The sequence below is a fragment of the Aeromonas sp. QDB11 genome, from assembly GCF_027705265.1.
Classification (GTDB): domain Bacteria; phylum Pseudomonadota; class Gammaproteobacteria; order Enterobacterales; family Aeromonadaceae; genus Aeromonas; species Aeromonas allosaccharophila.
On the sequence record NZ_JAPDBM010000079.1, the window covers coordinates 1 to 19,514 of the forward strand.

Consider the following 19,514-nt stretch of genomic DNA (forward strand, 5'->3'; position numbering starts at 1 on the left):
AAGCCCCGGCGTTTATCAGCATCGACCCGGAAGCGGGCACGGTGACCCACCATTTTGAAGCCAAACCGGAGGTGTGAGATGGCAAAAAACATCACCATCAAGGTACCGGGCAAGCACCCGCAGACCGGTGAGCTCACTACCTTCGAGCTAAAGGGCCAGCGCATGGATATCGACATCGGCGGCCAAGCAGTGCCCTTCCTCATTCACGGGAGGGGGATAGGCACCTCGCTCACCCATATCCCGAGTGGCTACCGCATTGCACTGCTCGGCGGCTGGCTCACTGCGCGTTACGCCATACCCGAGAATAAGCCCAGCAGAGCGGCCTGCGCCCAGATGGCCATAGACCGGCTGGTGGCCCAGTACGGCTCACGGCACCTGCTGGACCGGCTCAATTGCAAGCCGGTTATCAACGAGGAGACTGACTGAGCTCGTTGACGCACCACTGTCTCGCTCATCAACAAACAACATAAAAGGCCAGCCCTCACAGGCTGGCCCTTTGCATCATTGGAGTCACCAAACATGACCCGTCTTGTCACCGGACTCGAGGTGCATCGCTATGCCCCCGAGCTTAACAAACTGCATCTGCGCAACCGGCAGACGTTACCCGCTCCCGGCATCACCTCCATCAAAGAGGCCAAGACCCGTCTATTTGGTCGTTGGCAGCCAAGGCATCAGGTGACCATCACCGTGAGCCATCCTGACTACGTCAATCTCTCCCGGCTCTACCGGGGGCAACTGACAAACCTGACAGACCTCCCAGAGCATCTGACCAGACTGCGCCAGCGTCACAACGTGCCCGGCACCTGTATAGACATTCAACTGAGGTATCGCTAATCATGACCACACCCCATCCCACATACTCTGCCACACACTCTCCAGAGGCTCCAGCTCTCACACCGCTCCCCAGCAGATGCTGGGGTCTGCCGCGTGATATCTCTCCATGCTTTGGCGCTCGTCTGATACAGAGTCGCTACCGACTCGATTTTCTACCCGATCGAGCCAGTCTGAGCGGTGAGTGGAGTGAGGTGCAGATAGCCAAGCTCGACCTGGCTTTCCCGGAAATCATCAAGGCACTGGAAGCCAAGCTGCTGACCGGCGAACTGGATGCCCAACGTCAGCACTGTATCACTATCCAGCACGGCGGTTTCTCCTGCGAAGCCGATACCTTGGGTAGCCACGGCTATGTCTATGTGGCGCTTTACTCCGCCCTCACTATTTAGGAGGAAGTGGGAAGGCTGTGCAAGCAGCCTTCTCACATTTTCGATGTTAATCAGATGGCGTCAGTTACCTGAACGTGGGTCATTTTTCCGGTATGATGCACATCATTTTCATTAGAAGTTCCGCCTCCTAACTTGCGAGGCGACACACAGGAATCACAGCATGACAAGCATTCAACAACGCGCCGCCCTGCAACGTCAGATCTGGGCCATTGCCAACGAGGTACGCGGTGCTGTCGATGGATGGGATTTTAAGCAGTATGTACTGGGTGCCCTGTTCTATCGCTTTATCAGCGAGAACTTTGCCAGTTACATCGAAGGCGGTGATGACAGCGTCAACTACGCAGAAATACCCGATAGCGTGATCACCCCGGAAATCAAAGAGGATGCCATCAAGACCAAGGGCTACTTTATCCGCCCCAGCGATCTTTTCGTGAATGTGGCCAAAAATGCCAATAGCAACGACAGCCTCAATACCGATCTTGCCCACATCTTTGCTGACATTGAAGCATCGGCTAACGGTTACCCGTCAGAGCGAGACATCAAAGGACTGTTCGCTGACTTCGATACCACAAGCAACCGCTTGGGTAACACGGTAAAAGATAAAAACGCCCGTTTGGCTGCTGTGCTTAATGGCGTGGCCAAGCTGGATCTTGGTGATTTTGAAGAGAATGATATCGATCTCTTCGGCGATGCCTACGAGTTCCTTATTTCCAACTATGCTGCCAACGCCGGTAAATCCGGTGGTGAGTTCTTCACCCCCCAGCATGTATCCAAGTTAATCGCTCAGCTTGCCATGCATGGCCAAAGTAGCGTCAACAAAATTTACGACCCGGCTTGCGGCTCCGGCTCGCTGCTCTTGCAAGCCAAAAAGCACTTTGACGCCCATATCATCGAAGATGGCTTCTTCGGGCAAGAGCTCAACCACACTACCTACAACTTGGCGCGGATGAACATGTTCTTGCACAACATCAACTACGACAAGTTCAACATCCAACTCGGCGATACGCTGCGCGAACCCCACTTTGGCGACGACAAACCCTTTGATGCCATCGTTTCCAATCCTCCCTATTCGGTGAAGTGGATAGGTTCGGATGACCCGACACTGATCAACGATGACCGTTTTGCCCCCGCTGGCGTGCTCGCCCCCAAATCCAAAGCCGATTTTGCCTTCGTGCTGCATGCGCTCAGCTACCTCTCCGCCAAAGGCCGCGCCGCCATCGTCTGCTTCCCCGGCATCTTCTACCGTGGCGGGGCCGAGCAAAAGATCCGGCAATATCTGGTGGACAACAACTATGTGGAAACGGTGGTCTCGCTGGCACCCAATCTGTTTTACGGCACCACCATCGCCGTGAACATTCTGGTATTGGCCAAAAACAAAAAAGAGACAACCATCCAGTTTATAGATGCTAGCGGTCCGGACTATTTCAAAAAAGAGACTAATAACAACGTGCTGCTGGACAGGCACATCGAGCAAATCATGGAGGTGTTCGACAGCAAGGCCAATGTCGATCACTTCGCCAAATCGGTGCCCCTTGAGCAAGTTGCCACCAACGATTACAACCTCTCCGTCAGCAGCTATGTGGAAGCGAAAGACAACCGTGAAGTGGTGGATATCAGCCAGCTCAATATCGAACTGAAAACCACGGTTGCCAACATTGATAAACTGCGCAAAGAAATTGATACCATTGTTGCCAAAATCGAAGGGACGACGATTGAAGAAACACCGACCGAGGGCATGGAAAGCGAAGGAGAGGTAGCATGATGTTAGAGAATAAATTAAACATCACCAATCAGGTTGAACTTGCCAAAGCTGAGGAGAAAATCAGTAAACAAAAGGCTAAGCAACTTTTCGACTCTGGCGACATTAACAAGGCTGATGTGGGAACGTTTTCCGGGCTTAGCTTTATTCATGGCTATCTGTTTGGTGACATCTATCACTTCGCTGGTAACATCCGTGACGTCAATATCGCCAAGGGTAATTTTCGTTTTGCCCCGCTGATGTATTTAGATGTCTCTCTAAAGCATATCGATGGCATGCCACAAAGTACCTTTGATGAAATCATCGAAAAATATGTCGAGATGAACATCGCCCACCCATTTCGTGAAGGCAATGGCCGTGCTACGCGTATCTGGCTAGACCTGATGCTCAAAGCCGCGCTTAAACAAGTAGTGGATTGGAACTTGGTGGATAAGGAAGAATACCTTTCTGCAATGCAGCGCAGCGTAGTGAAAGACCTGGAAATAAAGGCGCTGCTTAAACAAGCGCTCACCAGTCAGATTGATGACCGAGCCTTGTTCATGAAGGGTATTGATGTCAGCTATTACTACGAAGGTTATAGCGAATTCAAGACAGAGGAGCTGTAATCATGAGTAATGCTGACTTTATGGAAAAATTGCTCGATGGCGTGAATGTTGAATGGAAGCGTTTGGGGGAAATTACCTCTATCAAAACGGGCCATTCAGTAAACAAGCAAATGATTTCAGCCAACCCTGGCGAATATCCCGTGATTAACAGTGGCCGTGAGCCGCTTGGATTTATCGATGAGTGGAACACTGATAACGACCCAATAGGCATAACATCACGCGGTGCGGGGGTTGGTTCGGTGACATGGCAACCAGGAAAATATTTTCGAGGCAATCTGAACTATTCAGTCACGATAAAAAATGCTCAGCTAGTTAGCACGAGATACCTTTATCACTTGCTGCTTGAAATGCAGCCTGAAATTCAGTCTCTTTGCACGTATGATGGAATTCCCGCTTTGAATGCAGGCAACTTGAAAGAGTTGCAAATCCCCATACCCTGTCCAGATAACCCCCAAAAATCGCTGGAAATCCAAGCTGAAATTGTGTGTATTTTGGACGCACTTACTGCGCTTACCACCGAGCTTACCACCGAGCTTACCACCGAGCTTACTGCACGGAAAAAGCAATACAGCCACTACCGCGACCAGTTGTTAAGTTTTGAAGAGGGTGAGGTGGAGTGGAAGACGTTGGGGGATGTGTGCGACTTCAAAAATGGATTCGCTTTTAAAAGCAATCTATTCAAAGAAACAGGACTGCCAATCGTAAGAATAACCAACATAAATGGTTCAGGCGTCGACATGGCGGATGTTAAGTATTTCGATCCGTCTGACTATAAAGAAAACACCCTAAGCTACGTGATCGACAGTGGTGACATTTTGATAGCAATGTCTGGCGCAACCACTGGGAAAATCGGCTGCTTTAACAGCAATAGAACTGCCTACCTGAACCAGCGAGTAGGGAAATTCATATCCAAAAGCAACGCTCTAAACAATCGCTATTTGTATCATTTTTTACTTTCAAAGACCGATGCAATATATGTTCTAGCTGGCGGTGGCGCACAGCCAAATCTAAGCTCCAAGGCGCTTATGGAAAAGATTTTGATTCCAATACCGTATGCAAACGATTCCACCAAGTCGACTGCGGAACAGAAAAGAATCGCAAACATCCTGGATAAGCTAGACACGCTGACAAACTCCATCACGGAAGGTTTGCCGCGTGAAATCGAGCTGCGCCAGAAGCAATACGAATACTATCGCGATTTGCTGTTAAGTTTCCCCAAGACAACAGCAGAGCCCGCACCTGCTGCTGTGGAGAAATAACATGGACAAGATAGCTCAAGTCAAGCAACTGGTCAGCGAGATCAACCGCTTGCATCGTGATTTTTCGAATGACTTTTTCGAGACCGGAAAAATCGAAAAGATCAAGCTGTCCAGAACCATCAAGCATGTGCCGCCCGCGCATATTTACCGCTACCGCCTCGCCCTGCACGAGAGCGTCAACGATTACCTGATGACGGCGGAGATCGACATCAAGTACTTTTACCGCGTGAAGACGCGGGAAAGCATTGACGACAAGATCGGGCGTTTCGCCAGCCGCGAAGACCAATACCCGGTCAACAACTGGCTGAATGATATTTTTGGCGCCAGGATCATTCTGTCCGCCACTGAAATCGAAACCGTACTGGATTTACTGGATGCATGGCAGGATGAACTAGGCCTGAAAAACTGGTATTTGCGCGACAAGGCCGGCTATCGCGGCCTGCATGTGTACTTCAAGAACAAGAGCAATTACTTTTTCCCGTGGGAGCTGCAAATCTGGGATGCGGCAGATATTCAAAGCAATATCGACAACCACGAGAAGTTCAAGCGCCTGTTCATGTGATTTTTTGCCACGGCCATTCAAAAACCAACAAGCTGTGGCGCATCGAATCCGGCTTTAACCATGAAGCCCACAAGGCCGGCAAAACAAGGGTGAAACAGCATGAGCGACTACAAGACCATCGCCGAATCGAAAAATTTTATTGTGCTTGAGAAGTACAGCAAGGACTGGAAGGTGGCAGACAGCTACCAGAGCGAGAACGATCTGGAGTGCGAGCTGATTCAGGATCTGCAAAACCAGGGCTATGAATACCTGGCCGGCCTGAATTCTGCACAAGCCTTGCTGGCCAATGTGCGCGTGCAGCTGCAAACCCTCAATCACGTGCAGTTTCTTGATGCCGAGTGGCAGCGCTTTGTGGAAACCTTTCTGGATACACCCAGCGACAGCATTGTCGACAAGACCCGCAAGATTCACGACAACTATATCCACGACTTTGTGTTCGACGATGGCCGTATCCAGAACATCTACTTGCTGGACAAAAAGAACATCGCCCGCAACAAGGTACAGGTGATCCGCCAGTTCGAGCAGACCGGCAGCCACGCCAACCGCTACGACGTGACGATTCTGGTCAACGGCCTGCCGCTGGTGCAGGTGGAGCTAAAAAAGCGCGGCGTAGCGATCCGCGAGGCCTTTAATCAGGTACACCGCTACAGCAAAGAAAGCTTCAACAGCCAGCACTCCTTGTTCAAGTATCTGCAGCTGTTTGTGATCTCCAACGGCACTGACAGCCGCTATTTCGCCAATACCACCGTGCGCAACAAGCACAGCTTCGACTTCACCATGAACTGGGCGAAGGCGGATAACAGCCTGATCAAGGATCTGAAAGACTTTACCGCCACCTTCTTCCAGAAGCACACCCTGCTGAATGTGCTGCTGCACTATTCGGTGTTTGATGTCAGCCATACGCTGCTGGTGATGCGCCCCTACCAGATTGCCGCTACCGAACGCATTTTGTGGAAAATCAAAAGCAGCCACCAGGCTAAAAACTGGAGCAATACCGACAGCGGCGGCTTTATCTGGCACACCACCGGCTCGGGCAAGACGCTGACCAGCTTCAAGGCGGCGCGGCTGGCGACCGAACTGGACTTTATCGACAAAGTGTTTTTCGTGGTGGACCGCAAGGATCTGGATTACCAGACCATGAAGGAATACCAGCGCTTTTCGCCGGACAGCGTGAATGGCTCGGACAGTACCGCCGGCCTTAAGCGCAACCTGGAGAAAGACGACAACAAGATCGTCGTCACCACCATCCAGAAGCTCAACAACCTGATGAAGAGCGAGGCGGACTTGCCCATCTACGGCAAGCAAGTGGTGTTCATCTTCGACGAGTGTCACCGCAGCCAGTTTGGCGAGGCGCAGAAGAACCTGAAGAAGAAGTTCAAGAAGTTCTGCCAGTTTGGTTTCACCGGCACGCCCATCTTCCCCGAGAACGCCTTGGGCGCAGAGACCACGGCCAGCGTGTTTGGCCACGAGCTGCATTCGTACGTGATCACCGATGCGATCCGCGACGAGAAGGTGTTGAAGTTCAAGGTGGACTACAACGATGTGCGCCCGCAGTTCAAGGCCATCGAGACCGAGCAGGACGAGAAGAAGATCAGTGCAGCCGAGAACAAGCAAGCCCTGCTGCACCCGCAACGTATCCGCGAGATCAGCCAGTACATCCTGACCAACTTCCGGCAAAAGACCCACCGCCTGCACGCTGGCAACAAGGGTTTCAACGCGATGTTTGCCGTCAGCAGTGTGGATGCTGCCAAGCTCTACTACGAGTGTTTCAGGGAACTGCAGAAGAACAGCGACAAGCCGCTTAAAGTGGCGACCATCTTCTCGTTCGCCGCCAACGAGGAACAGGACGCGATTGGCGACATCCAGGACGAGGGCTTTGACGTGTCTGCCATGAACAGCAGCGCCAAGGAGTTCCTGAGTGCGGCCATCGACGACTACAACGCGCTGTTCAAGACCAACTTCAGCGTGGACAGCAACGGCTTTCAGAACTACTACCGCGACCTGGCCAAGCAGGTGAAGGCCAAGGAAATTGACTTGCTCATCGTGGTGGGCATGTTCCTGACCGGCTTTGATGCCCCCACGCTGAACACTCTGTTTGTAGACAAGAACCTGCGCTACCACGGACTGATGCAGGCTTACTCCCGCACCAACCGCATTTTTGACGCTACCAAAACCTTCGGCAACATCGTTACCTTCCGCGACCTTGAGCAGGCAACCATCGATGCCATCACCCTGTTCGGAGACAAGAACACCAGGAACGTGGTGCTGGAGAAAAGCTACAAGGAGTACATGGAGGGGTTCACCGATGTGGCGACCGGTGAGGCGCGGCGTGGCTTCATGGAGGTGGTGAAGGAACTGGAAGAGCGCTTCCCCGATCCGGCGGCAATTGAAAAGGAAGCCGACAAGAAGGCCTTTGCCAAGCTGTTTGGCGAGTACCTGCGTATCGAGAACGTCCTGCAGAACTATGACGAGTTCGCCAGTCTGAAAGAGCTTCAGAGTGTTGACCTGACGGATGCCGCTGCGGTGGAGGAGTTCAAGGCCAAGCACTATTTGAGTGATGAAGATCTGACGGCACTGCAAGCCATCACGCTCCCCGCAGAACGGAAAATTCAAGACTATCGCTCCACCTACAACGACGTGCGCGACTGGCTGCGCCGCGAGAAGTCAGGGGCCGAAAAGGAAAAGACGACCATCGACTGGGACGACGTGGTCTTTGAGGTGGATCTGCTCAAGTCGCAGGAAATCAACCTGGACTACATCCTGGAGTTGATCTTCGAGCACAACAAGAAGACCAAGAGTAAGTCAGCGCTGGTGGATGAGGTGCGGCGCGTGATTCGTGCCAGCCTTGGCAACCGCGCCAAGGAGGGCCTGGTGGTCGATTTCATCAATCAGACCGACCTGGACCAGATTGGCGACAAGGCCAGCGTGATCGACGCATTCTTCACCTTTGCCCAAGCGGAACAGCAGCGTGAAGCGCAGGAATTGATCACCACCGAGGAGCTCAACGTTGATGCCGCCAAGCGCTACATAGCCACCTCACTAAAGCGCGAGTTCGCCAGCGAGAACGGAACCGAACTCAACGCAGTCCTGCCCAAGATGAGCCCGCTAAACCCGCAATATCTGACCAAAAAACAGAGCGTTTTCCAGAAAATCTCGGCGTTTATTGAGAAATTCAAAGGGGTTGGTGGTGACATTTAGTCAATATTCTACTCCATGCCCAAACGGATGGATTACTGGAGTTGGTAAAAATGCAATCGTTTGAAATTTTGAGTGATGAAGAGTTCGATGAGCTGGAAGCGCTGTTGGAGCGCTACGGCAGTGAAAACAGCATAGCCTCCATGTCGATGCTCGATGGCTTTTTGACAGCTGTGGTCTCTGGCCCTCACCTCATCATGCCGAGCACCTGGCTCCACGCGATCTGGGGTGGTGAGCAGGATCAACCCGAGTGGCAAAGCGAAGCTGAGCTGGAGCGCTTTATCGACCTAGTGATGCGCCACAGCAACGACATTGCGACCACTCTGACCTATGCGGCAGAAGACTATTTCCCGGTGGCACCGGAGTTTGAACGACACGGTGAGTGGGTTCCGCTGATCCACGACTGGTGTGGGGGTTACCTGGGGGCGATTGAATTGGCACCATGGCCAACGCTACCGGCTCCGGAAGCTGCTGCACTGGCGATGATAGCTGAACCGCTGGAGAAGATGCCTACATCGTTGGAAGCGCTCAGCAATGAACACTTGCAAGAGCAAGCCACCAAGGCCCGCTTTGCTGCTCGTATCCTGCACGCCCACTTTTTGGCGCAACGAAGTGAACGCCCGGCACGTTCTCAACCAGTGGTGGCACCCATCAAGATTGGCCGCAACGAGCCGTGCCCCTGTGGCAGCGGCAAGAAGTACAAGCAGTGCTGTTTGCACTGACCAACACAATAGATAGCAAGAGAGGGCCATTGGCCCTCTCTTGCTTTGGTTAAACTGAAAGGAGTAACGACGATGACCTGTCCAAAGAAATGCTATCGAGGAGCAGGACAGCCAACACCTAATGGCATACTCACTGGCATACCAAAAATCACAGATACAAAAAAGCCCAACAGAATCAATCAGTTGGGCCATATAGATGGCGGAGGAGGTGGGATTTGAACCCACGGATGGTCGCCCATCGCCGGTTTTCAAGACCGGTGCATTCAGCCGCTCTGCCACCCCTCCGCAGCAGTGCGGCGAATATTACCATGCTGATCCGGCTTGTAAATCCCTGCCCGGTTCGATTGCTGGTTAATTGCGCGAAATGACATGAAAAAGTGGCAATCAGGGCGCATCAAGCGCTTTTTTGGCCAGATAACTTGACTTGAAAACAGACTCAACCACTATAGTGCCCTCTATCATATCCTCTGCAAGATAACGTTATGACTATTAAAAATGCCCTGTTTTGCGCGCTGGCTGGCCTGACCCTGTTGGCGACACCGGTACATGCGAGCGAGCTGACCAAAAGCGATGTCGAGCAAATCGTTCGCGACTATCTGGTCAAGAATCCCGAGATCCTGGTCGAGATGTCCAATGCCCTGCGTGCCAAGCAGGAGAGCCAGCAGGCCGAGAGTGACAAGTCGCTGATCAAGGCTCACTCCAAGCAGCTTTATGCCAATCAGGATCCCGAGATGGGAAATCCGAAGGCATCGCTGACCATTGTGGAGTTTTTCGATTACAACTGCGGTTACTGCAAACGGGCCCACCCGCTGGTCAAGCAGCTGATGGCGGAAGATAAAGACATCCGTTACATCTACAAGCAGTTCCCCATTCTGAGCGAATCCTCCTACTTCGCTGCCCGTGCTGCGCTGGCGGTTCAACTGGGCCAACCTGACAAGTATCAGGCGTTCCACGAAAAGCTCTATACCCATCAGGGCCCGCTCTCTGATGAGGCTCAGGTTAAGCAGCTGGCGCTGGCGGCCGGTGTTGACTGGAGCAAGGTGGAAGCCAAGATCAAGGATGGCAGCATTGACCAGAACCTCGGCACCAACCGAGCGCTGGCTGAAGCGCTCGGTATCTCAGGTACCCCCGCCTTCATCATCGGTGATCAGATCCTGCGCGGTGCGCCCCGCGATCTGGCCAGCCTGAAGGGGTTTATCAAGGACGTGCGCGCCGGCAAGAGCATTCAATAAGCGGTTGTCATGGTCAGGGGCTCAGTCCCTACGTCCAGATACAGAAAGAGGGTCGGTATCACTACCGCCCCTCTTTTTCATTATGTCCTTTGGCACAGGTGGTCGTCGCGAAAGGACCATAACAACGTGCTCAGGACCCGGCCTGTTGGCCTCAGTAACAAGTATTAGCAGAGTCGTTCGACTTCCATCTGGAAAAGTTTCAACTCCTCTTGGCTGGCTGCGAAGCTTGCTTAATTACAGCCAAGACTTTTTCTGCGCCCTGCCTTAGAATCGCCGCCCGGTGCAGGAGAAACCCATATGTTAGTTGATATTTTGCGGATTATTTTTATAGCCGGTGGCCTGGCATTTGTCTTTATGCTGGTGCAGGCCTGCTGGCAGAAGAGGTGCAACGGCACGCTCGAATCTACTCCATTCTGGCCGGTGGCGTTGATCGGTGGGGTTGCCAACTTCCTCGATACCCTGGGGGTGGGCAGCTTTGCGGTAAAGACCGCCTGCTACAAGCAGTTCAAGCTGATCGATGATCGAGTGCTGCCGGGTACCCTCAATGGACAGTGCGTGCTGCCGACCGTGACCCAGTCGCTGATCTTCATCGGTGCAGTAGCGGTGGAGCCGCTGACGCTGATCAGCATGATGATTGCCGCCGCAGCGGGCGCGGCCTGGGGGGCTCGCCATGTGGCCTCGTTTGATCGGCAGACCATCCGGCTGGTGATGGCCATCTCCCTGCTGGTCGTCGCCGGGTTGATCTTTGCCGGTCTGCTGGGTCTTTTCCCGGTTGGCGGGGATGCGATGGGGCTCAGTGGCTACAAGCTGGCGATCGCCCTGCTCGGCAACTTCATCTTCGGGGTATTGATGAATGTCGGTATCGGCCTGTTTGCCCCCTGCATGACGCTGGTCTATCTGCTGGGGATGAATCCGCTGGCGGCGTTTCCGATCATGATGGGCTCCACTGCCGTGCTCAGCGTCTTCTCCGCAGGCACTTTTATCCGCAAGGGGGTATTTGATGCCAAGGCGGTGCTGGCGGTGGCCATCTTCGGCCCTATCGGTGTGGTGCTGGCCGCCATGCTGGTCAAGTCCATGGATATGGAGATGCTGAAGTGGCTGGTTGCCTTTATCGTCATCTATACCTCCTGGACCATGTACGCTTCCTGGCGGGCGGCGCGTCGCTCCCTTGTGCAACTGGCGGTGGAGCGCGCAGGCTAGCCTGTACCAGTGCCGCTTCGGCCTTGGCCCCCAGAAAGACATAGAGGCCAAGCGCCAGCAGCAAACCCACCGCACACCCCATCACCCCGACCGCAGGCCAGAGCAGCTCGCTCTGGCCGAGCGAGCCTTTGAACAGCAGCAACAGCCCCTCGATGGAGACCGCGATCAGAATGGCGGCGATAAAGCGGGTGATGGTGCGGCGAATGGCGCTGTGGCGGAAGATATCCTTATGCAGCAGTACCTCCTCTTCCAGAATGGTCTTGCCCAGATCGAACACCGCCAGTGCCAGCGTCAGGAAGATAATGGCACTAAAGGCGCCGAGCCGGTTCTGCTGCTCGCTGCACAATAACTGGTAGAGCTGCTCCAGCCCGTGCCAGATCAGGGTGGCGACGATGAGAAACAGCGCCATGCTTAGGACCACATAGACCGCCTTGAACCAGGGCATGGCGCGGCGGCGCTCCCTGTCCCCCATCAACCAGCCAATCAGCTGATTCAGACAGACGGTGATCTCCCGTCCTTGCCCCTGCACGATAAGATGCAGCCGGTTATGGGCCGCCGGTGCCGCAGGCTGGATGCACACAGGCCCCTGATAGTGGTCAATGCTGACAACAAAGGGATACCGCTTGAGCGAGGCAAGGGGGGCGCTGAGCAGCCCCTGCAGTAGCGGGGTCAGCTCTTCCTGATACTCCTGATAGCGCCGCAGCACATCGATGGGGCTCATCTCTGCCATATGGACCTCGGTGACGTGGGCTCTGTTGCGGATGTGCAAATAGTGGGCCTGCTTTATGACAGGGATGGCGAGGCAAGTTGCACCAGAGGATGACAAAACGACGGATGGCTAGGGGGGGAATGCACCAGAACTGGGCGTATCGACGCCCTGAGTGGTGATGGAGGCACTGCAATAGCAAAGGGCCCATGACGGGCCCTTTGCGACAACCGGCGGCGATTTAGCCTGCCAGCTTGGCGAAGCTGCGCTCGGCGGCAGCCAGGGTGTGTTCAATCTCCTTGTCGCCATGAGCCAGCGACAGGAAGCCCGCCTCGTAGGCGCTCGGCGCCAGATAGACGCCCTCTTCCAGCATCAGATGGTAGAAGCGCTTGAAGCGTTCCATGTCGCAGCGAGTGACCTGCTCGTAGCGGGTAATTTCTGGTTCGTCGGTGAAGAAGAAGCCGAACATGCCGCCCACATAGTTGATGGCGAGCGGGATGCCGTGTTTGGCGGCGGCCGCTTTCAGCCCCTCGGCAACCCGTGCAGTCTTGGCGCTCAGTTGCTCATAGAGGCCCGGCTCCAGCAGCAAGTCCAGCATGGTCAGACCGGCCGCCATGGCCACCGGGTTGCCGGAGAGGGTACCTGCCTGATAGACGGGGCCGGTCGGGGCAATGTATTGCATCACCTTCTTCTTGCCGCCGAAGGCACCGACCGGCATGCCGGCACCGATGATCTTGCCGAGGGTGGTGAGATCCGGGTCGATGTTGTAGTAGCCCTGAGCACCGCGCAGGGAGACGCGGAAGCCGGTCATCACCTCGTCCAGGATCAGCAGGGCGCCGAACTCGTCACAGATCGTGCGCAGTCCTTCCAGGAAACCGGGCACCGGCGGGATGCAGTTCATGTTGCCAGCGACCGGCTCGACGATGATGCAGGCGATCTCGCTGCCGTACTGGGTGAAGGCTTCGCGCACCGACTCCAAGTCGTTGAAGACGCAGGTCAGGGTGTGCTTGGCGAAATCGGCCGGTACGCCCGGGCTGTTGGGTTGACCCAGAGTCAGGGCACCGGAACCGGCCTTGACCAGCAGGGAGTCGGCGTGACCGTGGTAGCAGCCCTCGAATTTGACGATCTTGTCGCGACCGGTATAGCCGCGGGCCAGACGGATGGCGCTCATGGTCGCCTCGGTGCCGGAGTTGACCATCCGCACCTGCTCCATGGAGGGGACGATTTGGCGGACTTTCTCGGCCATCAGCACTTCGATCTCGGTCGGCGCGCCGTAGCTCAGTCCCTTCTCAACGGCCTTGATGACGGCGGCCTTGATGGCCGGGTGGTTGTGACCGAGCAGCATGGGGCCCCAGGAGCCGATGTAATCCACGTAGGCCTGACCATCCACATCATAGAGATAGGCGCCATCGGCGTGATCGATGAAGCGAGGCGTGCCGCCGACCCCATTGAAGGCGCGGACCGGTGAGTTGACGCCACCGGGAATGGTCTGGCGGGCCTGTTCAAACAGCTGATCTGATTTTGACATGGATCATCCTTAATGGGATTTTGGGCGTCACACAAGGGATTGCAGCCGATTGAGACTCGGCAGGCCAGGGCATGAGGAGTATGCTTTGCGCTCTCGCCACCCGGACTCTCGGTCTGCTCCCGTGACAAAAATTTAACGGGCCGACTATAGCAGAAAGCCCCAGCCCTGGGCAGCCGAGCAACGTGCCGGGTGATCCTGATCTCAGCTAGCTGACGATATGGTTTTTCCAGGTTGGTGTAACAAGATGGCGCAACAAGCTCTCTCCTCTGAACCCGATACCGCTTCGCGGGGGCCGCTTTCCCGCATTATCCGGCAAGACAAGATGCCCTTGTTGGTGCTGCTGCTGGCAGCGCTGGTCGGCACCCTGGCCGGGCTGGTGTGCGGCCTGTTCGAATCGGGTGTCCACTGGCTGGCAGAGCAACGCATCATGTTGCTGGCAGACCGTCCCTGGTGGCAGCTCGGTCTGCTCGGCTTTGGCTTCAGCGCCTTGCTGGGATTTGTCGGCTACTTCCTCACCCATACCTTTGCCCCGGAAGCAGGCGGCTCCGGCATTCCCGAGATCGAGGGGGCGATGGACGATCTGCGCCCGGTGCGGTGGTGGCGGGTGTTGCCGGTCAAGTTCTTCGGTGGCATCTGCACCCTGAGCTCCGGCATGGTATTGGGGCGGGAGGGGCCCTCGGTACAGATCGGCGGCAACCTCGGCAAGATGGTAGCGGATATCTTCCGGCTGCCCAAGGAGCATGGCCACGCCCTGCTGGCGGCCGGTGCGGCAGGTGGTCTGGCGGCAGCCTTCAATGCGCCGCTAGCGGGCATCCTGTTTGTGATGGAGGAGATGCGGCCGCAGTTTCGCTACTCTTTTCTGGCCATCAAGGCGGTGGGGATCTCCGCCATCATGGCGACCTTGATGTTGCAGAACATGAAAGGGCAGGGGGCGGTGATCACCTTGCCCCACTACGATGCGCCAGCCCTCAAGGCGCTCTGGCTGTTCCTTTTTATGGGAGCCACCTTCGGGGTGCTCGGTTTTGTCTTCAACAAGTTGGTGCTGGCCTGTCAGGATGGCTATCTGGCGTTGCACCAGAACAAGCGCCACCGTTTTGTGGCCATCGGCATGCTGGTCGCCGGAACGTTCGGTGTGCTGTCGCTGTTTGCCCCCTCGGTGACGGGCGGTGGCACCGAGCTTATTCCACATCTGATGGGGGATGAGTATGCGATGGCAACCCTGTTCCTCATCTTCTCGGTGCGGCTGGTCGCGACCCTCATCTGCTTCTGCTCCGGTGCGCCGGGCGGGGTGTTTGCGCCGACCCTGGCGCTCGGCACCCTGTTTGGCGTGGTGTTCGGCCATCTGTTTCATGCGGTGTTTCCCGAGCTGGGCATCGAGCCCGGCGCCTTTGCCATCGCAGGGATGGGAGCGCTGTTTGCCGCCACCGTGCGCGCCCCCATCACCGGCATCGTGTTGGTCACCGAGATGACCGACAACTATCAGCTGATCCTACCGATGATGATCACCACGGTCGGGGCAACCCTGGTTGCCCAGTGGCTGGGGGGCCGACCCATCTATTCCCAGATCCTGGAGCGAACTTTACGGCTCGCCGCGCGTCAAAAGCGGGGTGATGGCAGCGCCACGGCCAGTTAATTTTTCCCTTTATCGCGTTTGACCACGGTCCGGGCGGTATAGTGAAGGGAGAGGCGCTGCCGTAAATGGCGTGATAACGGGATGAGGGGCTATGTCCAATCTATTGAAGTTATTGGTCGTGTTAGCCGTTGGCGGGCTCATCGGTTACTTTGTCGGTAACCGTCAGGAGCTGGCCCAGAGCAGTCTGTTGGTGGTACAGCAGGAGACGCTGGATCGTCAGGGCAAGGCCATCGGCCAGCTCAAGACCGAGCTGGGGGTGAAAGATACCCGGTTGGCGACCCAGAAAGCGGCCTTCGAGCAGTTACAGACCACCCTGAAGAGTCAGGAGGCGCAGGTGCAAGAGCTCAAGCGCCAGCTGGCCTTTTTCGAGCGGATCATGCGCCCCACCGGCGAACAGGTGGGGGTGGTGATCGACAACCTGACCCTGCAGGAGACCAGCATTCCCGGTCGTTACCACTACCGTCTCGCTCTGACCCAGCCCGCCAAGAAGCGGGAGCTGTTTCGTGGTCAGGTGCAGATCCGGGTCGAGGGAAGTCTGGCTGACAAGCCGAAGACGCTGACCGGTCGCGATCTCGGAATGAAGGTGAGCGAGTGGCGCTATGCTCTGCGTTATTTCCAGCTGCTGGAAGGGAACTGGCAGTTGCCGGAAGGCTTTGTGCCGGATCGGATCCGTGTCACCATCAACAAGGACGGCAGGCAACCGGCACAAGAGCTGCTGGTTGAATGGGGCGAGGTGATCAAGCCGCTGGTCGCCGCGCCGCCTGCTCCGGTTCCCGCTGCCGGTTAAACGTGGTGAATACTTGAACTGAATGGTCGGGTATTGGATAATTTCGCGGTTTCCATGTTTGTGGATCTAATGGTTGTGAGGTCAGTAATGAGTGCAGTAGCAGAAGCCCCGCTGCCCATCCAGATGACGGATGCGGCGGCCAACAAGGTGAAGAACCTGATCACCGAGGAAGAGAATCCCGAGCTGAAGCTGCGGGTGTACATCACGGGTGGGGGCTGCTCCGGTTTCCAGTATGGCTTTACCTTTGATGAGAAGATCAACGACGGGGACACCGTGGTCGAGAAGAACGGCGTCACCATGGTGATCGATCCCATGAGCCTGCAATATCTGGTAGGCGGCAGTGTGGATTACACCGAGGGTCTGGAAGGTTCACGCTTCACCGTGACCAACCCCAACGCCACCACGACCTGTGGCTGTGGCTCCAGCTTCTCCATCTGATCGGCGTATCGGTCTGATGAAACGGCTCTCGGCAACGAGGGCTGTTTTTGTTTGTGGTGATCAGTGAACGCCATCAAAAAGCATTTATCTAAAACAACAAAGGCGCCGTGATGGCGCCTTTGTTGTTTGCAGAATGACTTAGCGGGAGCTTGCCGCCGCGACCAGCGGGATCCGGTTCACTGCCTTGCCCATGTAGGCGAGGGTGATGGTCACAATGATGCAGGTGAAGCTCAGCCACATGTAGGGTAGGTAGTCGAGGGTCGCGACCCCCAGTACCCCGGCCATGAAGATGCCGTTGTCGCTCCAGGGCACCATGCCGCAGGTGAGGGTGCCACCGAACTCGGCGTTGCGAGAGAGGTTCTTGCGCGCCAGTCCCAGTCTATCGTAGTTCTTGGCCATGATCTTGGGGGTCAGGATCAGCGACACATACATGGCCGAGCCAAACACGTTGGCCAGAAACGCGGTGGCTATGGTGTGGCTGGTCAGGCTGCCGACGCTGTTGATGCGTTTCTCGAAGGCGCTGGCGATCACTTCCAGAATACCGACCTTCTCCAGCAGGCCGCCAAACCCGAGACCGAAGATGATGACCGCGACCGAGCCCAGCATGGACTCCATGCCGCCGCGACCGAGAATGTTGTCGATAAAGTCGATGCCGGAGGTGATGGCAAACGGGCTATAAGCCGAGTGCATCGCCTTGACCGGATCCATGCCCTGGAAGGCGATGGCCCAGATCAGGCCCAACAGGGCGCCGAAGCTGATCACCGGGAAGGCGGGCTTGCGATTGGCCAACAGGCCCAACACCAGTACCACCGGCACGATGGCCAGCGGAGTGATGTTGAACTGGTTGTCGAGCGCCTCCATCACCAGATTGACCTGCTCCAGGCTGACGTTGCCCGAATACTGCATGCCGACCACGGTGAACAGCACGGCGGTGATGACATAGGAGAGCAGGCTGATGGGCAGCATCCCCTTGATATGCTCCACCACGTCGACGTTGGACATGGTCGAGGCCAGCACCACGGAGTCGGAGAGCGGAGAGAGCTTGTCACCGAAGTAGACGCCGGAGAGCACGGCACCGGCTACCAGCGGCGCAGGCACGCCGAGGCTGTGGCCGATCCCCATCATGGCGATACCGGCGGTGGCGGCAGAGCCCCAGGAGGTGCCGGTGGCCAGCGAGGTCAGGGAGCAGATGATCAGGGTTGCCAGCAGGAAGATGGACGGATGGATCACCTTGAGGCCGAAGTAGATGATGCTGGGGACAATGCCGCCGGCAATCCAGGTGCCGACCAGGGCACCGACGGAGACCAGGATCAGGATGGCCCCCATCCCCTTGGCGACGCCGTCAACGGCCGCCTGCTCCAGGGATTTGTAATCGTGGCCGAGCTTGATGCCGAGCCCCATGATAACGAACCAGGCGATGAACAGCGCCAGCTGGATCGGCAGATCGAGCACGCTGGTGAACGAGAATGCCAGGGCCAGGAAAATGGCCAGACAGATGAACACCTGCGCCATGCCCGGTAGTCGGATGTGGTTTTGTTGGTTTTGCATAGATACTTCCTAAACTCTTGCTCGCCAAAGTCAGTCCCTCTCGTCCTGTGGATACACGTATCCCGAGGGGCCAACCCAAAAAGAGGCCGCAATCTACCACAAACCTGATGGGTTAAAGCCCCATCAAATTGGTAAAAATGCACATTTGATTGAAAAAATCACAAATTAGTTGATCTCATAACCCGTTTTTGAGCGCCCTGTTGACATGATAGGTCACATACGAAGCCCGCTTGTGACGCGACTTGCATCCTTGATAGATGAAGATGATAATTATTATCAATTGTTTGTTGGGGAGAAAACAATGCGCTGGATATTGCGGGGGATGATGTTGCTGGTGGCGATGGCCGTACTCGCATGGGGTCAGGATAAAGAGTACGGCACCTGGAGTGCCGGTTTTCTGCTGGCTGCCTGGGTGATGCTGGAGCCCGGATTGCGGCCTGCCTTGATCTTGCTGCCAGTCGCTGGCTTGACCGGTATCGTCACCCTGCTCTGGCAGCAGCCCTGGCTATGAGGTTTTGACGGGAGCCTGCTTGATCTTCTGTAGCGCTTGCTTCAGGGAGGTGACGACCAGCTTTTCCATCTCGGTGCGCTTGGCATCGGTCAGGAAGTAGATCATGTCGACATCGTGGCGAATATAGTGGGAAGGGAGCTGGTTGAGGGTCAGGCAGCAGAGATCGGCCATCTGGTCGCCGGTGAGCTTCTGTTGCAGATCCTGCTTCTCAATCTCCTTGAGCACCAGATGTTCGTAAAAGTTGTGAATGTCGGTATCCAGTATCATATGCGTTCCTTGGCATGACGATGAGCGGGGAGTCGTCAAAAGCATAGCCATAACAAGGGGTAAAAACAAAAGGCCCGTCACTTTCGTGATGGGCCTTTTGCGTAATGAATGGTGCGAAGAGAGGGACTCGAACCCTCACATCCGTGGGACACTAACACCTGAAGCTAGCGCGTCTACCAATTCCGCCACCTTCGCACACTGATTTTCTCCAGCTGGTTTTTAAATGCGGTTGGAGCGCATTGCTCTGTTTTTACATGTCAGAATCATGGTGCGAAGAGAGGGACTCGAACCCTCACACCCGGGGGGCACTAACACCTGAAGCTAGCGCGTCTACCAATTCCG

General features: G+C 55.7%; 19 protein-coding genes and 2 tRNA genes. 15 read left to right on the forward strand and 6 right to left on the reverse strand.

Going from position 1 to position 19,514, the window contains the following annotated elements:
* Positions 1-78: 78 nt before the first annotated feature.
* From OKC40_RS19575 to OKC40_RS19615, 9 genes are all read left to right on the forward strand, one after another.
* Positions 79-426: a hypothetical protein gene (locus OKC40_RS19575; protein ID WP_223920335.1), complete on the forward strand. Its 348-nt coding sequence runs from the start codon at positions 79-81 to the stop codon at positions 424-426.
* Positions 427-519: 93 nt separating this feature from the next.
* A complete protein-coding gene (locus OKC40_RS19580) occupies positions 520-834 on the forward strand; it encodes a hypothetical protein (RefSeq protein WP_270670160.1) in 315 nt (104 codons plus the stop codon).
* A 2-nt stretch (positions 835-836) separates the two neighbouring features.
* Complete coding sequence (locus tag OKC40_RS19585; RefSeq protein WP_257712152.1) at positions 837-1,220, forward strand: type IV toxin-antitoxin system YeeU family antitoxin; 384 nt, start codon at positions 837-839, stop codon at positions 1,218-1,220.
* A 160-nt stretch (positions 1,221-1,380) separates the two neighbouring features.
* Complete coding sequence (locus tag OKC40_RS19590; protein WP_257712151.1) at positions 1,381-2,982, forward strand: type I restriction-modification system subunit M; 1,602 nt, start codon at positions 1,381-1,383, stop codon at positions 2,980-2,982.
* Positions 2,979-3,584, forward strand: a complete 606-nt coding sequence (gene fic / locus OKC40_RS19595; protein WP_257712150.1) for a protein adenylyltransferase Fic — start codon at positions 2,979-2,981, stop codon at positions 3,582-3,584. The genes OKC40_RS19590 and fic overlap by 4 nt, the downstream gene beginning before the upstream one ends.
* 2 nt (positions 3,585-3,586) lie before the next feature.
* Positions 3,587-4,843 carry a restriction endonuclease subunit S gene (locus tag OKC40_RS19600; protein ID WP_270670162.1) on the forward strand — a complete coding sequence of 419 codons (1,257 nt, stop codon included), beginning with the start codon at positions 3,587-3,589 and terminating at the stop codon, positions 4,841-4,843.
* A 1-nt stretch (position 4,844) separates the two neighbouring features.
* Positions 4,845-5,405, forward strand: a complete 561-nt coding sequence (locus OKC40_RS19605; RefSeq protein WP_270670164.1) for a hypothetical protein — start codon at positions 4,845-4,847, stop codon at positions 5,403-5,405.
* A 99-nt stretch (positions 5,406-5,504) separates the two neighbouring features.
* Entirely contained in the window at positions 5,505-8,603 is a 3,099-nt protein-coding gene (locus OKC40_RS19610; RefSeq protein WP_270670165.1) for a type I restriction endonuclease subunit R, read from the forward strand.
* Between the two features lie 50 nt (positions 8,604-8,653).
* Entirely contained in the window at positions 8,654-9,322 is a 669-nt protein-coding gene (locus tag OKC40_RS19615; RefSeq protein WP_270670166.1) for a UPF0149 family protein, read from the forward strand.
* Positions 9,323-9,519: 197 nt separating this feature from the next.
* On the opposite strand, the gene OKC40_RS19620 is transcribed toward OKC40_RS19615, so the two are convergent.
* Positions 9,520-9,607 (reverse strand) — tRNA-Ser (locus OKC40_RS19620).
* A 197-nt stretch (positions 9,608-9,804) separates the two neighbouring features.
* Between OKC40_RS19620 and OKC40_RS19625 the strand changes: the two genes are divergently transcribed.
* Both OKC40_RS19625 and OKC40_RS19630 read left to right on the forward strand, forming a co-directional pair.
* On the forward strand, positions 9,805-10,554 hold the full coding sequence (locus OKC40_RS19625) for a DsbA family protein (protein ID WP_270796678.1): 750 nt from the start codon (positions 9,805-9,807) through the stop codon (positions 10,552-10,554).
* A gap of 297 nt (positions 10,555-10,851) precedes the next feature.
* The gene (locus OKC40_RS19630; RefSeq protein WP_270796680.1) at positions 10,852-11,754 is read left to right on the forward strand and encodes a sulfite exporter TauE/SafE family protein; all 903 of its coding nucleotides are present in this window, start codon (positions 10,852-10,854) and stop codon (positions 11,752-11,754) included.
* On the opposite strand, the gene OKC40_RS19635 is transcribed toward OKC40_RS19630, so the two are convergent.
* A complete protein-coding gene (locus OKC40_RS19635) occupies positions 11,669-12,484 on the reverse strand; it encodes a hypothetical protein (RefSeq protein ID WP_270796681.1) in 816 nt (271 codons plus the stop codon). The genes OKC40_RS19630 and OKC40_RS19635 overlap by 86 nt on opposite strands.
* 217 nt (positions 12,485-12,701) lie before the next feature.
* Positions 12,702-13,988, reverse strand: a complete 1,287-nt coding sequence (gene hemL / locus OKC40_RS19640; RefSeq protein WP_270796684.1) for a glutamate-1-semialdehyde 2,1-aminomutase — start codon at positions 13,986-13,988, stop codon at positions 12,702-12,704.
* Positions 13,989-14,232: 244 nt separating this feature from the next.
* Here hemL and clcA point away from each other — a divergent pair, with 244 nt between their 5' ends.
* The 3 genes from clcA (at position 14,233) to erpA (ending at position 16,846) form a co-directional block, all read left to right on the forward strand.
* Positions 14,233-15,621 carry a H(+)/Cl(-) exchange transporter ClcA gene (gene clcA / locus OKC40_RS19645; RefSeq protein ID WP_270796685.1) on the forward strand — a complete coding sequence of 463 codons (1,389 nt, stop codon included), beginning with the start codon at positions 14,233-14,235 and terminating at the stop codon, positions 15,619-15,621.
* Positions 15,622-15,712: 91 nt separating this feature from the next.
* Entirely contained in the window at positions 15,713-16,408 is a 696-nt protein-coding gene (locus tag OKC40_RS19650) for a DUF6776 family protein (RefSeq protein WP_005340216.1), read from the forward strand.
* 87 nt (positions 16,409-16,495) lie between these two features.
* Complete coding sequence (gene erpA / locus OKC40_RS19655) at positions 16,496-16,846, forward strand: iron-sulfur cluster insertion protein ErpA (RefSeq protein WP_005340225.1); 351 nt, start codon at positions 16,496-16,498, stop codon at positions 16,844-16,846.
* Positions 16,847-16,984: 138 nt separating this feature from the next.
* On the opposite strand, the gene nhaC is transcribed toward erpA, so the two are convergent.
* Positions 16,985-18,394, reverse strand: coding sequence for a Na+/H+ antiporter NhaC (gene nhaC, locus OKC40_RS19660; RefSeq protein WP_042060692.1), 1,410 nt, complete (start codon positions 18,392-18,394; stop codon positions 16,985-16,987).
* Positions 18,395-18,695: 301 nt separating this feature from the next.
* Between nhaC and OKC40_RS19665 the strand changes: the two genes are divergently transcribed.
* Positions 18,696-18,905 carry a hypothetical protein gene (locus OKC40_RS19665; RefSeq protein ID WP_139409742.1) on the forward strand — a complete coding sequence of 70 codons (210 nt, stop codon included), beginning with the start codon at positions 18,696-18,698 and terminating at the stop codon, positions 18,903-18,905.
* On the opposite strand, the gene OKC40_RS19670 is transcribed toward OKC40_RS19665, so the two are convergent.
* Together OKC40_RS19670 and OKC40_RS19675 are read right to left on the reverse strand one after the other, a co-directional pair.
* On the reverse strand, positions 18,900-19,172 hold the full coding sequence (locus OKC40_RS19670; protein WP_042060694.1) for a late competence development ComFB family protein: 273 nt from the start codon (positions 19,170-19,172) through the stop codon (positions 18,900-18,902). The two genes, OKC40_RS19665 and OKC40_RS19670, sit on opposite strands and share 6 nt — an antisense overlap.
* A gap of 109 nt (positions 19,173-19,281) precedes the next feature.
* A tRNA-Leu gene (locus OKC40_RS19675) sits at positions 19,282-19,367 on the reverse strand.
* Positions 19,368-19,514 lie beyond the last annotated feature (147 nt).